Annotated in this window: 21 protein-coding genes and 1 tRNA gene; 4 read left to right on the forward strand and 18 right to left on the reverse strand. The window is 68.3% G+C overall.

Annotated features, from left to right (window positions below; all coding sequences use genetic code 11):
- Positions 1 to 21 precede the first annotated feature (21 nt).
- The 14 genes from ACOKGD_RS13900 to ACOKGD_RS13965 form a co-directional block, all read right to left on the reverse strand.
- On the reverse strand, positions 22 to 486 hold the full coding sequence (locus ACOKGD_RS13900; protein ID WP_342335628.1) for a hypothetical protein: 465 nt from the start codon (positions 484 to 486) through the stop codon (positions 22 to 24).
- Positions 487 to 528: 42 nt separating this feature from the next.
- A complete protein-coding gene (locus ACOKGD_RS13905) occupies positions 529 to 828 on the reverse strand; it encodes a hypothetical protein (protein WP_342335629.1) in 300 nt (99 codons plus the stop codon).
- Between the two features lie 223 nt (positions 829 to 1,051).
- On the reverse strand, positions 1,052 to 1,207 hold the full coding sequence (locus tag ACOKGD_RS13910; RefSeq protein WP_342335631.1) for a hypothetical protein: 156 nt from the start codon (positions 1,205 to 1,207) through the stop codon (positions 1,052 to 1,054).
- A 2-nt stretch (positions 1,208 to 1,209) separates the two neighbouring features.
- Positions 1,210 to 1,374, reverse strand: a complete 165-nt coding sequence (locus ACOKGD_RS13915; RefSeq protein ID WP_342335632.1) for a hypothetical protein — start codon at positions 1,372 to 1,374, stop codon at positions 1,210 to 1,212.
- Between the two features lies 1 nt (position 1,375).
- Positions 1,376 to 2,221, reverse strand: a complete 846-nt coding sequence (locus tag ACOKGD_RS13920; protein ID WP_342335634.1) for a phage major capsid protein — start codon at positions 2,219 to 2,221, stop codon at positions 1,376 to 1,378.
- Positions 2,222 to 2,341: 120 nt separating this feature from the next.
- Positions 2,342 to 2,953, reverse strand: a complete 612-nt coding sequence (locus ACOKGD_RS13925; protein ID WP_342335636.1) for a hypothetical protein — start codon at positions 2,951 to 2,953, stop codon at positions 2,342 to 2,344.
- Positions 2,950 to 3,183 carry a hypothetical protein gene (locus ACOKGD_RS13930; RefSeq protein ID WP_342335638.1) on the reverse strand — a complete coding sequence of 78 codons (234 nt, stop codon included), beginning with the start codon at positions 3,181 to 3,183 and terminating at the stop codon, positions 2,950 to 2,952. Before ACOKGD_RS13930 ends, ACOKGD_RS13925 begins: the two co-directional genes overlap by 4 nt.
- Positions 3,183 to 4,322 (reverse strand): M23 family metallopeptidase, encoded by a 1,140-nt coding sequence (locus ACOKGD_RS13935; RefSeq protein ID WP_342335640.1) that lies wholly within the window; start codon positions 4,320 to 4,322, stop codon positions 3,183 to 3,185. The genes ACOKGD_RS13930 and ACOKGD_RS13935 overlap by 1 nt, the downstream gene beginning before the upstream one ends.
- On the reverse strand, positions 4,312 to 4,458 hold the full coding sequence (locus ACOKGD_RS13940; RefSeq protein ID WP_342335641.1) for a hypothetical protein: 147 nt from the start codon (positions 4,456 to 4,458) through the stop codon (positions 4,312 to 4,314). Before ACOKGD_RS13940 ends, ACOKGD_RS13935 begins: the two co-directional genes overlap by 11 nt.
- Before the next feature lie 367 nt (positions 4,459 to 4,825).
- Complete coding sequence (locus tag ACOKGD_RS13945) at positions 4,826 to 5,200, reverse strand: helix-turn-helix domain-containing protein (protein ID WP_342335642.1); 375 nt, start codon at positions 5,198 to 5,200, stop codon at positions 4,826 to 4,828.
- A gap of 4 nt (positions 5,201 to 5,204) precedes the next feature.
- On the reverse strand, positions 5,205 to 5,489 hold the full coding sequence (locus tag ACOKGD_RS13950; protein WP_342335643.1) for a hypothetical protein: 285 nt from the start codon (positions 5,487 to 5,489) through the stop codon (positions 5,205 to 5,207).
- Positions 5,486 to 5,869, reverse strand: a complete 384-nt coding sequence (locus tag ACOKGD_RS13955) for a hypothetical protein (RefSeq protein WP_342335645.1) — start codon at positions 5,867 to 5,869, stop codon at positions 5,486 to 5,488. The genes ACOKGD_RS13950 and ACOKGD_RS13955 overlap by 4 nt, the downstream gene beginning before the upstream one ends.
- Positions 5,866 to 6,078 (reverse strand): helix-turn-helix transcriptional regulator, encoded by a 213-nt coding sequence (locus ACOKGD_RS13960; RefSeq protein WP_342335646.1) that lies wholly within the window; start codon positions 6,076 to 6,078, stop codon positions 5,866 to 5,868. Before ACOKGD_RS13960 ends, ACOKGD_RS13955 begins: the two co-directional genes overlap by 4 nt.
- Positions 6,078 to 6,278: a helix-turn-helix transcriptional regulator gene (locus tag ACOKGD_RS13965; protein ID WP_342335648.1), complete on the reverse strand. Its 201-nt coding sequence runs from the start codon at positions 6,276 to 6,278 to the stop codon at positions 6,078 to 6,080. The genes ACOKGD_RS13960 and ACOKGD_RS13965 overlap by 1 nt, the downstream gene beginning before the upstream one ends.
- A gap of 110 nt (positions 6,279 to 6,388) precedes the next feature.
- On the opposite strand from ACOKGD_RS13965, the gene ACOKGD_RS13970 reads away from it, so the two are divergent.
- Together ACOKGD_RS13970 and ACOKGD_RS13975 are read left to right on the forward strand one after the other, a co-directional pair.
- Entirely contained in the window at positions 6,389 to 6,922 is a 534-nt protein-coding gene (locus ACOKGD_RS13970; protein ID WP_342335649.1) for a hypothetical protein, read from the forward strand.
- Positions 6,915 to 8,084, forward strand: a complete 1,170-nt coding sequence (locus ACOKGD_RS13975) for a tyrosine-type recombinase/integrase (protein ID WP_342335650.1) — start codon at positions 6,915 to 6,917, stop codon at positions 8,082 to 8,084. The genes ACOKGD_RS13970 and ACOKGD_RS13975 overlap by 8 nt, the downstream gene beginning before the upstream one ends.
- Positions 8,085 to 8,133: 49 nt before the next feature.
- Here the strand turns inward: ACOKGD_RS13975 and ACOKGD_RS13980 are convergent.
- A tRNA-Ser gene (locus ACOKGD_RS13980) sits at positions 8,134 to 8,224 on the reverse strand.
- Between the two features lie 83 nt (positions 8,225 to 8,307).
- Between ACOKGD_RS13980 and ACOKGD_RS13985 the strand changes: the two genes are divergently transcribed.
- Both ACOKGD_RS13985 and radA read left to right on the forward strand, forming a co-directional pair.
- Positions 8,308 to 9,264: an L-lactate dehydrogenase gene (locus tag ACOKGD_RS13985; protein WP_342335652.1), complete on the forward strand. Its 957-nt coding sequence runs from the start codon at positions 8,308 to 8,310 to the stop codon at positions 9,262 to 9,264.
- Positions 9,265 to 9,335: 71 nt separating this feature from the next.
- Complete coding sequence (gene radA / locus ACOKGD_RS13990; protein ID WP_342335653.1) at positions 9,336 to 10,691, forward strand: DNA repair protein RadA; 1,356 nt, start codon at positions 9,336 to 9,338, stop codon at positions 10,689 to 10,691.
- A gap of 160 nt (positions 10,692 to 10,851) precedes the next feature.
- On the opposite strand, the gene ACOKGD_RS13995 is transcribed toward radA, so the two are convergent.
- The 3 genes from ACOKGD_RS13995 to ACOKGD_RS14005 all read right to left on the reverse strand — a co-directional run bounded on the left by ACOKGD_RS13995 (position 10,852) and on the right by ACOKGD_RS14005 (position 12,566).
- Positions 10,852 to 11,265, reverse strand: coding sequence for a dehydrogenase (locus ACOKGD_RS13995; RefSeq protein ID WP_342335655.1), 414 nt, complete (start codon positions 11,263 to 11,265; stop codon positions 10,852 to 10,854).
- Positions 11,266 to 11,518: 253 nt separating this feature from the next.
- A complete protein-coding gene (locus ACOKGD_RS14000; protein WP_342335657.1) occupies positions 11,519 to 11,821 on the reverse strand; it encodes a DUF7882 family protein in 303 nt (100 codons plus the stop codon).
- Positions 11,822 to 11,903: 82 nt separating this feature from the next.
- A complete protein-coding gene (locus ACOKGD_RS14005; RefSeq protein ID WP_342335658.1) occupies positions 11,904 to 12,566 on the reverse strand; it encodes a hypothetical protein in 663 nt (220 codons plus the stop codon).
- Positions 12,567 to 12,585 lie beyond the last annotated feature (19 nt).

A 12,585-nucleotide genomic window follows, 5' to 3' on the forward strand; every position in this document is an offset into this window, starting at 1 on the left:
GGACATGAGGCCGCGCATGGCTCACGACCACCGGTCCTCGTGGCGATCAAGTTGCACATCCAGCGCCGGCGCGTATGCGTCCGCAATCCGCTTCCCGCTGAGCTCGCCGCGACACCATCGTCGCAATACCTGTGACATGGCTTCGACGCCAGCAGCCGACAGCTCGGGGTGAGTCTTCTCATTGATGCTCTCGAGCGCGAACTGGGTTACGCGCTGTAGGTGTTCCACGTCGCGCTTGGGGGCGCTGAGCATCAGTCGCTCGAGCGCGACGACGGCCTCGGAGTGAGCGTGCATAGCGGCTTGCCCGTCGCCAATGCTCCGCGCCTTCAGAAGACGGATGAGAGCATCCAGCAAGCCAAGCACGTCCGAGCGGCGCTGCTCCTGCTGAGCGTCTCTCCGCTGCGCGCGAATAGTCACCAGCGGGACAAGCGCGGTCGCCGCAGCACCTATCAGAGCACCTGCCAGAGCGGCCAGAGTCGGATCCATGCCCGCGATCCTAGGTGTGCCCTCGGACATGGTCACGACTATTCAGGCCCCGCGCCACTCATCGAGCAGGCCGCTCATCTCCGCCATGAGGTCGTCGACGGCGAACAGATCGCCCCGCTCCGCGAAACCCACCAGATCGACCGCGCAACGTCGGAACATCTCCTGCGGCGGCACCGGGATCGGCGCCGGCTGGACGGCCGTGTCGCTCTGCAGGCTCAGTCGACTCCGGTTCGCATTGTGGTCCCGCTGCGCACGCCTGCACGCCGCATCGATCGGCTCCTTCGCGCGCAGATGCCGTTGGTAGGCCGAGTACGTGCCACACGGGGACTTCGGACGGGGCATGACGCCCTCCTAATCGAGTCAGAACGAAATCGAGTCAGTCGGTATTAGTGCGGGGAGAGACGCGCCACGACCGGGCGGGAGGTGGGCAGGCAGGTCGACTTGGGGGTGTACCCCCGGGGTCGCGGGCTGTAGTGCGAGAGCCGGAGGCGTTAAGGAGGTCGCCTCCGGCTCTCTGGGTCGGGCACTGGGTTCGTCTAGGTCCAGCGCAGCTTCCCGACCGTGCTTAGGTGTTCGGCTCGGTGGGTTCGAGCTCGAACTGCCAGGCGTCGGCACCGGTGCGGAAGGGGGCGATCGCTCGCGCGTACACGCCGCAGACCGTGCACTGCACGCGGTCTCGTGGCGGGTTCGGTAGCCGCTTCCACTGGTGCTCGTGTGCCATGGTCACTCCGGGAGGTGGCGCGAGACGATGTCGCGGAAGGCCTCTAGGAACTCGGCAACGTCAGTGACCGGGCCTCGTGAGGTGAACGTGAGGCTCAGTTCCAGTTCGCCGGACTCTGTGGTCTGCACGCTTTGCGTGTACTCGTAGGCGGCGGTTGCGTCGCTCATGTCAGGCGGTGATGTTGATGCGGCTGATGGCCTTCGGGTGCGGGAAGCCGAACCCGACGCGCATCACGGCCCGGATGAGCACGGCGTCGCGGGTGAACGCGGCGTGCTCGCTGGTGTCGATGTCGACGTTCTTCCGGAGGATCAGCTTCGCGTAGGCGGGGTCGATGCCCCAGATCGTTCCGATCGGGACGGCCGGCGAGCGGAGCAGCGGCACGCCGAACACGCTCTGCGCGCCGGGGCGGGCGACGTTCGCGCCCAGGACGGGCTCGATGCTGTCGGCCTGCTTCTTCAGCGTGCTGATGAGCAGCACGTCCGAGGGGTTAGCCACGAAGTACCGGATGTTGCCGCCGTTGTCGGCGCTGGCCGAGATCGCCGCGGCGAAGGCGTCCAGGTCCGTCAGGGCCCCGCCGCTGACGGTGACGGTGTTGACGTCCGCGGTGATCGATCCGAGGCCCTTCGGCGCCGGCGAGGCGAGGTTGCCGAAGAAGGCCGCGTCGACCTTCTTCGCGATGTCGCGGGCGATGCTGGCGCCGATGACGTCGCCCGCCTCGGGGTCCGCGTCCTCGAGCATCTCGGTCGTGGTCTCGGTGAGCGCCGCGAGCTTGGCCGGCTCGATGACGAGCTTGTCGAAGGTCGGGTCGCTCTCCGCGATCTCCTGACCCTCAGCGGTCCAGGATGCGGACGGGTCGTCCGTGACGAGCGGGATGATGTACCGGTGCAGCGACGTCGGGATGACGTCGGCCACCTGGAAGGCCACGGATGCCGCGGTGACGGGCTGGACGATGAGCGATCCGTAGTCCTCGGGCAGGAGGCCGGAGACGTCGTCGCTGGTGGTGAAGATAGCCATGCTGTAGCTCCAAGAAAAAGATGAGGGGCACGCGATGGACACGTGCCGTAAGGCTGGTGTGTCACGTTGCGGCTCAGCCGCTTCGCGTGCCCCTCAGGAGCTTCTGGAGTCAGGGACGGATCACAGATCCGGGGTCCTGCTCACCTCGATTCTAGCCTTCCCGACCTTCGCTTCCAAGCCTGCATCGGCGGCGCGCTCACCCTTGCCGATCACGTCGCTCCACCTCGCACCGGAGTTCCCGAACGCGACATCGACCGCACTGAGCTTCCGCGGCGTCCCCGGCTCCCGCACGGGCTCGCCCTTGGCCATCTGCGGCTTCGTCCGCGGCACGGGGAGCCTCTTCTCCAGTGCCGGGTGCTCCTGCAGCAGGTGAGCCACCGCAGCATCGAGCTTGTCCAGGTCGATGCGCCCGTCGTCGCCTGACCACTCCGACCGGTCGACGAGCTTCGCGAACACCGCGGGATCTCCCAGCCGGTCCCTGAGGAGACCTCGGACCACGACGTCCTGGAGCTCAGCGATATGCGCCTCGTGATCCGCGATCGTCGCCTCCGCCGCGCGGAGCCGGGTCCGGTACTTCCCCGCCTCGGCATTCGGCGCCTTCGGCTCCGGTTCGGGGGCGCTCTCGGGTTCCTGCTGCTCGAGGGCCGGCGTCTCCTCGACCGTCTCCGCCTCAGCCACGGCCTCGGGATCGGCTTCGGCCGCGGCGACGTCGCCCGTTGTGTTCTCGCTCATGCTTCGTTCCTCTCGTCGATGCCGGCGGACTCGATGAGCTCCGCCGCTGTGATGTCCTCAGCCGTCAGGCCGAGCGCTTCGAGAGAGATCACGACGACCTGCGTGAACCCTCCCCCGACACCGGCGGGGATCCCGTCGACGTCCTCCGTGTGTTCCACCTCGTACGTCGTGTGCCCGTGCAGCTGCTTCAACTCGAGCGCCAGGGCGATCCGCTCATCTCGGGTCGCCATCACGCCGTCTCCGCCATGTAGGCGAGCAGATCATCCAGCGCCGAAGCTCCCGGCCACCCTGCGCCGGTGTATCCCCGCTTGAACGACACGTGCACGTGCAGCCCGTACCCGGCATCGGAGCCCTTCCCGGAGCCCCCGGAGTATCCGATCACCGCGCCCCGGGTGACCGTCTGACCGACGCCCACGGGGAATGAGGACAGGTGCAGGAACCGGAACCAGTCGCCGGCCGTGGTCACGAGCGTTACGTACCGGCCGGTGGCCTCCGTGTTCGTCGGCTTCACGTCCACGATCGTTCCGTCGCCGGGTGCCCAGATCGGCGTGCCCCAGGATGTTGCCCAGTCGATCCCCGGCTCCTGCGAGCTCCGTGCCACATGCTGGGCGAACGTGTTGCTCACGGTCCATCGCGACGGATCCACCGGGTACACGTAGCCGGCGGGGTTGTCGCCGGGCTCACCCGGAGACCCAGGGTCGCCGCCGTCACCGGGTGTAGGCCCACCTGCTGGCGCAGCCCACACCCGCCCGAGACTGTCGATCACCGCATATTGCAGCCCCGTCGCATTCGCCGGCGGGCTCGGCCACCCCGGGATCCGGATCGTGCCATCCACGAAGTACACGACATCGGTGCCCATCCCGAAGGTGAAGGTCTCACCCGTGGCCGACGAGATCTGAGCCGAGCCGAAGTTGATCCGCGGAGTCTCGAACGAGCTGTCGAGCACCACCTTGTCGGCACCCGTGCCCACCTCGATCTTCGCGGCGCCGGCTGACGTCGCGGTGATCTTGATCCCCGCACCGATGCTGATCGTCCGCGTCGCCGCGTCCAGGACGATGTTCGAACCGATCTTGATGCGACCCCCGCCCAGCGGTTCGATCACGACCCCGCCGACCGTGATCTTCCCGCCGCCCGTGACGTCCATGTCACCCTCGAGCAGCAGCTGCCCGAGGATCTTCAGCACCCCGTAGACGAACGCCGACCCCGTGGGATCCTCGGGCGTGCCGACTCGGAGGCCCTCCTCGGACTTCACGGTCAGCGCCCCGCGGTCGATCGCCGCGTTCTCCAGCATCGACCCGGACTCGAGCCGCGACAGTCGGTAGAAAATCTCCCCGACGATCACGTCGAGGTTGTTCAGATCAACGGCCATCAGCCGCCGCCTTCAACAGGATCTCCGATGCCTCCGAGTCGATCAGCAACCGCGCCAGCTGCACAGGCGGATCCGTCAGAGCGAAGATCCGCCCGTCCCCATCCACACCGATCGCCGTCAGATTCTCACTGCTCATGTCCTTCATCCCCTTCGTCCCGGCGCCGCGCGCGCGCAGATGGTTGCGCTGGGAAGCCCCCAACGCAGTCCTCACGTCCCAGACGGGAGCCCGTCTGGGAGACCCCACCGCCCGGGATCTCCTCGTCATCAGCCCGTAGTAGACCCGGCCACGGCAAGACGCGACGTTCAGCTGCTGCCGTGCTCCCAAGGTGACCTCGCCCCGAGCCTCCTCGCCGGAGGGGCATCGACCGGCAAGCCGGCCGATCCGCGACGAGGAATCCCGGATCCCTGGTTCGTCGAGAACCGTCACCGCCGCGAGGTCGTCGCCACGCATCGGAGCGCGGTCGGAGACGTGAGCAGAGCGGCTCACGCGAGCAGTAAGTACTTCATGACCGTCTGCCGGGCAGGTCTCCCACTGCCAACCTGCCCCGTGAATCGGGCAGGTTGAGCGCGACCAACCTGCCCGACTGTCGGGCAGGTTCAGGCGCCCTGACATCGCAGATCCGGTACCGCGTAGACCGGCCCGGTCGGCCCGGCTCCTGCTCGACGATCGCGCCAGCCTCGAGCAGCCGCGCGAGCGCGATCTGGACGGTCGATCGAGCGATGCCGAGATCCGCCGCGAGGCGCAACTGCGACGGCCAGGCGATTCCGTCGCGGTCCGCACGGTCGATGAGAGCGACGAGCACCCATCCCTCGTGCATCGACAGGCCGAGTGACTTGAGCCCGCCGCGCGCGAGCCACCGTGTCGTGATGCGGGCCACACGCTCACACCCGCCTTTCGCGAGCGCTCGCGAGGCGCGCGGCGCGTTCGGCTCGCTCTGCCTCAGACAGCGTCCGCTTCGCTCGAATCGCCCTGAGTAGGGCGAAATTCTCGGCGTTAACCTCAAACTCGCCCCAGTCATCCCCGGAACGAACCTCCCTCAGAAAACCGCCTGCGTTCTGCAGCTTCCTGAGCTGTCGCAGGTGGACCACGTTCGACGTCCAGATCCGAACCGTTGAGTCCCCTCGAGCTTGGGTGGCGGTCGTCTCCTGCTCGGCGATCGCAGTCATGACCTCACCTCCGAACCGATCACGACTGAGCTGAGTTCCGTGTCGGACGGAAGGTACTGCGCGATGATCGACGGCATGTCCTCGCACCAGCGGCGGACCGCCTCGGCCAGGACCGGGTGCACGAGGTTCCGGTTTCGAGGGTCTGCGCCGACCGGTGTCCGCACGAAGAGACTCGGGCCCCCATGCGTCTCGACATACTCGGCGAGTCGCTTGGCCACGGTGGATGACCAGATCAGCTGAAACGGCAACTCGTCTGTGTTCATCCACCCCTCGTAGGGGCTCAGGGAATCTGTCATCATGTTCTCGTCAAGCCTCTGCTCAGAGCTGACACTGCCCTCGAAGCCCTGGCCGGCCTCGGGGGCGTTCTTCTCACCAGTCATGAGTGGTCCCGGGTGGTGTGCACGGAACCGCGGATCCATGCCTCGATTTCTGACCGCTCGTAGATCACGGTCTTGAGCGAGGGCTTGTAGTAGCGGGGTCCGGCGCCGTTGGCGCGGAGTCCGCGCAGCCGACGCTCAGTCATGCCGGGGACGAGCTCGCACACCTGAGCCGGGGACAGCCAGATCAGCGGGTCATCGGCGCCGGTCATCAGGACGCCAGGTCCGCTGTGCTCGTGCGCTCGCTCGCCTCGAGCCACGCGATCACGTCCGTTCGGCGGTAGACGATGGTGCGCGGCGTCGGGCGCAAGAACTTCGGCCCCTGCCCCTTGAATCGCAGCTGCGCCAGATTCGACTTCGTCATCCCGGGGATGAGGCCCGTGACCTCATCAGCGCTCAGGTACTCCTCCATGTGTTCCTCCTCAGATCGTATGAGACATCGGTTCGGTAACTGTCTCAATGAGGATGAAATCACACTGATACTCTTTGCGCAAGCATGTATCACTGAAGGGCGGATGCGATTTGGGACTCTTTGACGAGATTGTGGGCATCCCCACGACGGTCGTCTATGAGGCGCCCGAGTGGGCGAAGTGGGTAGAGCTCGGAGGGCCCGGCGTCACGCTGCGACTTCCGGGCACCCTGGTGGTTCCCGATCATCCTCGAGCCGACCTCATGACCCACATCGAACTCCGGTGGAATGTGGACTCTCTGGCCGTGTCGTCGGTGAAGGTCGAGAGCCTCAGACCCGAGGAGGTCACCACGAACGATCTGCGCAGCGTTCGCGTTGTCGACCTCATCCGGACGCATCTGCAGAGCTTCGTCGCCGTGCATTCTTCGGGATGGAGCTTCCCAGTTCGCCCTGAGGTGGCTGGCGCGATTCGCAAGGCCTGGCCCACCATGACAGCGGTCTCGGACGTGGCTCAGACGTACAATTTCGCCCGCGCGCTGCGCCTACCCCCCATCAAAGCCGTGATGGAGAGCTACGAGATCTCTCGGGCGACCGCACACCGATGGGTCAACCTCTGCAAGGAGAGAGGGGAAATCGCGGATGGGTAGCGTCCACGCCTACGAGACGAAAGCCGGCAAGAAGCTCTACCGCATCGTGTACCGCCGCCCGGACAACCGGCAGACACAGGAGCGGGGCTTCACGCGGAAGCGGGACGCCGAGCTGCGGCTCGCCGAGGTCGAAGTCGGGAAGGCGAAGGGCGACTACGTCAACCCCGCCGACGCGCGCGAGACGGTCACGGCGATCGCCACCGGATGGCTGTCCGGCCGCGAGCACGTCATGAAGCCCTCGAGCTACCGCGCGCTGCGCAGCGCGTGGGAGACACACGTGCAGCCGAAGTGGGGCGCGCGACAGGTCGGCACGGTGAAGCACTCGGAAGTGCAGGACTGGGTGAGCGAGCTCGCGCGAGACAAGTCCGCGACGACCGTGCTGCGCGCCTACGGCGTGCTCGCGGCCGCGCTCGACGTCGCGGTGAAGGATCGCCGGCTGAGCCGGAACGTCGCGCGCGGCGCCACACTCCCGAGGAAGGTGCCGAAGTCGAAGCCCTACCTCACGCACGCGCAGGTGCAGACCCTTGCCCACGCATCTGCACATCCGACGCTCGTGCTATTTCTGGCCTACACCGGTCTGCGCTGGGGCGAAGCGACCGCGTTGCGCCTGAAGCACGTTGACACGTTGCGCCGGCGCGTGGGCGTCGAGGAGAACGCAGTCATGGTTGGCAGCGTGATCCATGTCGGCACGCCGAAGACGCACGAGACGCGCTCGGTGCCGTACCCGGAGTTCCTGGCGCTGCCGATAGCGAAGCTCTGCGAGGGCAAGGGCCGCGACGAGCTGCTGTTCGGTGACGGCACGATGCATCTGCGGCTCCCAAACTCGCGCGACGGATGGTTCGCGGCCGCGGTGCGCCGGGTGCTCGACGCGGAAGCGGAAGCGGCGGCGCTCGCGAAGGCGAACGGTGATCCGGAGCCACCGCGGATGCCGCGCGTGACGCCTCACGATCTGCGGCACACGGCGGCGTCGCTCGCGATCAGCGCCGGCGCGAACGTGAAGGCCGTGCAGCGGATGCTGGGGCACGCATCGGCGAGCATGACGCTCGACACGTACGCGGACCTGTTCGACGACGACCTCGACGGCGTCGCGACGGCGCTCGATCAGGCGAAGCGGGCGGCGGTTGTTGCCAAAGTGTTGCCAGGAGCCGGAGCGCCAACATGACAAAGGCCCCGATTCCCTTGATTTCTCAAGGAACTCGGGGCCTTCGTGGTGGCGGTGACGGTGGGATTTGAACCCACGGTAGGGGGTTACCCTACACAACTTTTCGAGAGTTGCACCTTCGGCCGCTCGGACACGTCACCGGGATCGAGTTTACGTACCGTTGGCGGAAGCGGCAAATCGAGAGGCCCTCGCGTGTCCGGGGATGCGCTGACAGGATGAGCGCATGGCCGTCATCGAGAACGCGAAGATCACCGTCGTCGGCGCCGGAGCGGTGGGAGCCGCCACCGCATACGCCTCTCTCATCCGGGGCGCCGCGCGCCACGTCGCCCTGTACGACATCAACGCCGCGAAGGTCGAGGCCGAGGTCCTCGACCTCGCCCACGGGTCTCTCTTCACCGGCACCAGCGACATCACCGGATCGGCGGATGTCGCGGTCACCGAGGGATCGCACGTCGTCATCGTGACGGCGGGCGCCGCACAGCAGCCGGGCCAGACGCGCCTGCAGCTCGTCGGCACCAACGCCCGCATCTTCTCGAAGATGATCCCCGAGCTGGTGGAGGCGTCGCCGAACGCCGTGTTCGTCATCGTCTCGAACCCGTGCGACGTGCTCACGGTGCTGGCCCAGGAGCAGACCGGCCTGCCGCCGGAGCGCCTGTTCGCCTCGGGCACGGTGCTCGACACGTCGCGTCTGCGCTGGCGTCTCGCCGAGCGCGCCGGCGTCGCCGCCAGCTCGGTGCACGCCAACATCGCGGGCGAGCACGGCGACAGCCAGTTCCCGATGTGGTCGACGGCGACGATCGGCACGGTGCCGCTGCTCGACTGGCGCCCCGAGAACGGCGAGCCCTTCACCATCGAGGAGCTCGACACGCTCGCCTACGAGGTGGCCCACGCCGCCTACAAGGTGATCGAGGGCAAGGGCGCCACCAACTACGCCATCGGCCTCTCGGCCACGCGCATCGCCGAGGCGGTGCTGCGCGATGAGCACGCCGTGATGCCCGTCTCGACCGTGCTGAACGACTACCACGGCCTCTCGGACGTCGCCCTCTCAGTGCCGCACATCGTCGGATCCACCGGAGCGACCCCGATCCTCGAGGCGCCGTTCTCGGAGGCCGAGCTCGCACTGCTGCACCAGTCGGCCGACGCGATCAAGGCGACGCTGGCCGAGGTGCGCAAGGGCTGACCGGCCGCCACGCCACACCCGCGCAGGCGGGGGTTCGAACGAATGTCCGAACCCCCGCCTACGCTTCTTCTATGGCCACCAAGCGTCCCACCCCCGCCCCCTACAAGTGCACCGAGTGCGGGTGGACGGCGGCGAAGTGGGTCGGCCGCTGCGCCGAGTGCCAGCAGTGGGGCACGGTCATCGAGGCGGCCGAGCAGACGGGCATCCTCCGCCGCGTCGCTCCCCTCATCCCGACCGCGGCGGCCCGGCCCATCACCCAGATCACGACCACCGAGGCCTCGCGCCGCGAGACCGGGCTCGGCGAGTTCGACCGCGTCCTCGGTGGCGGCATCGTGCCCGGCGCGGCGATCCTGCTCTCCGGCGAGCCCGGCGTCGGAAAGTCGACCCTGCTGCTCGAGGTCGCGGCGCGCTCGGCGGCGGCCGGACACCGCACGCTGTACGTCAGTGCCGAGGAGTCGCCCGCCCAGGTGCGCATGCGGGCCGAGCGCACCGGCGCACTGCACGACGAGCTCTTCCTCGCCAGCGAGACGGACCTCGCCACCGTGCTCGGGCAGATCGAGCAGGTCGATCCCCAGCTCGTCATCGTCGACTCCGTGCAGACCATCTCGTCGTCCACCTCCGACGGCGCCGCCGGCATGCCGGGGCAGGTGCGCGAGGTGGCCTCGGCGCTGATCCGCGTCGCGAAGGATCGGGATCTGCCGATCGTGCTCGTCGGTCACGTCACCAAGGACGGGCAGATCGCCGGCCCCCGCCTGCTCGAGCACCTCGTCGACGTCGTGTGCCACTTCGAGGGCGACCGGCAGACCGCGCTGCGCTTCGTGCGCGCGCTGAAGAACCGCTTCGGGGCGACCGACGAGGTCGGCTGCTTCGAGATGACGGGCGACGGCATCAAGGAGGTCCCGGATCCGAGCCAGCTGTTCCTCTCGCAGGGCAACCCGGAGAACGGCACCTGCGTGGCGATCGCCCTCGAGGGCCGGCGCGCGCTGCCGGTCGAGGTGCAGGCCCTGACCATCCCCACGAACGCCCCGAACCCGCGCCGCATCGTGCACGGGGTCGACGCGTCGCGCGTGGCCATGGTGCTCGCGGTGCTCGAGCGCAAGGCGGGCATCAAGACGAGCGACCTCGACGTGTACGTCTCGACCGTCGGCGGCGTGCGCTTCACCGAGCCCGCCGCCGATCTGGCCATCGCCGTCGCGGTGGCAGGGTCCGTGCGCAACTGGGCGGCACCGCAGGGCGTCGCCGCGGTGGGCGAGCTCAGCCTCGCGGGCGAGGTGCGCCCGGTCGGCCAGGCGAGCCTGCGCCATGCCGAGGCCAACCGCCTCGGCTACAAGCGCGTCATCGACAACCGGTCGGGGCGCCTGCGCGCCGCCCTGGACGACATCCAGACCGCCGGCGTGCCGGCCCTGCACGACGTCCCGGCCTTCTGATCCACCCCGCAGGGCGCGGGCACCGCGGAGCGAGCCTCAGCGGACGCGCGGCGCCCGCGCGCTCATACGGCGCCGCTGGCTCGGCAGCGCCACCAGCGCCAGCGGCACAAGCAGCCCGAGCGCGCACACCACGCCCAGCAGGATCTCCATGGCCGAGAGGCTACGCGCCGAGGTCGAGGGCCCTCAAGAGCTCGGCGGGCGAGGCCTGCATCGGGTACGGGCCGGCGACATCGAGGAACACCGTGGTGATGGTGCCGGCGTGGACCGTGAGGAACCGGCGCAGCCAGTCGGGGGAGAACAGGCCGATGCCCGAGGGCAGGTTCTCGGGCTTATGCGCCGCGTCGCTGAACAGCAGCAGCGCGACGTCGCCGGTGGCCGGGTCGCGGTAGGTCCAGACCTCTCCCGCATCGAGCGGATTGTCGCGCTGCCCCTGCTTCAGCAGCGGAACAACGGTGTTGCCGTTGCGCAGGGCCAGGGCCACTGCGGCCATGTCCTGGCGCTCGAGGGCCTGCGCGAGGGCCTCGGAGCGGAACTCGACGTCGACCGGCTTCTTCCCGCGCTTCTTGGACACCACCCGTTCAGCTTATGGCTATGCAGATCTAACATTCTGGACAGAATCAATCAAGCATTCTGTCAGGTTCGCGAAAACGCCATTGATACTCTTGTCATGCCCGTCGGGGTGCGGCATCGGTGGGGACTGGTGGATCTACCGCACTCTCACAGCAGGTTTGGCGTTCATCGCCCTGGGGACCTGCGCGGGACGACGTGAAAGGCCCGGAGGCAGCATCGCTCCGGGCCTTCTCCGTCTCCGCTACCCGCTCCGAGCCTCACTCGCGGTCGAGGCGCTCCGGCACGAGCGTGATGCCGCCCAGCAGATTGGCCGACTCGGCCAGCTCCTCGATCCACTGCGCGTTGAGCTCGGGCCGCTGGGACTCCTCGAACGCGAAGCGCAGCGGGATGGCGGGGCTCAGCCAGACCGTGCTGCGCCCACCGCTGCCCTCATGCTGCAGCGACAGGGTGAACGCCTCGCCGCGGCGCAGCTTCGCGACGATGACGACCTTGATGTGCGACAGCGCGCGGTCATTGATGTCGATCGGCGTCCCCTGGGAGCCGTAGAAGAGCGTGCCCATGCGCCCACGGTAGAACGGTCGCGCCCCGCCCGCCAGAGGAATCCGTCCCGAAGACTGGGAGCGATCGGTCCGGGCAGTCGGGTCAGCGCAGGTAGAACTGCGCGCTCTTGGCACCCTTGATCTCGCCGAGCTCGACCGTGAGGTTGTACGCGGCACCCCCGCCGGGCGCGCGCGGGCGGTTCTCGTTCGCGCAGGTGCCGACGTCCGAGCGGGTGCGATCCCACGTCAGCGGCGCCGCGCTCTCGACCGTCTGCCCGGCCGTCAGCGTCACGACCATGTCGGACGGCTCGCTCTGGCAGTCGGTCGAGCGCCACCAGGTGTCCTGGCCGCTCGTGATCACGAAGCGCTGTTTGGACGTTCCGACATCCAGCGTGCAGTCGACCGATCCGGTGTTCGTCAGGCGCATGCCGAGCGTGACCGGCTTGGTCTCGAAGGTCTCGCCGTGCACGATCGGCACGAGGTCGATCGTCTCGGGGTCGCAGGGCTGCGGCACGGGCGGATCGGTCGAAGTGGGCTGCGGGGTGGGCGCCGGTGTCGTGGCGGCGGGCGACGGAGTGCCGACCGGCGTCACGGCCGCGGTCGGCGCGGGTTTCGGCTGCTCGGCCGCATCGGTCAGACCCCGCCAGGGCTGCGCGACGGCCGCCCACACCACGCCGCCGATGACGACGAGGGCGAGCAGGAGCACCACAAGTCGCCGCCGCCGGTACACGGCGGGCGAGTGTCGACGTCGCGGCTGATCTCCCACGATCCCAGGTTAAGCGGGC

The organism is Microbacterium phosphatis, from assembly GCF_049177115.1.
Lineage (GTDB): Bacteria > Actinomycetota > Actinomycetes > Actinomycetales > Microbacteriaceae > Microbacterium > Microbacterium phosphatis.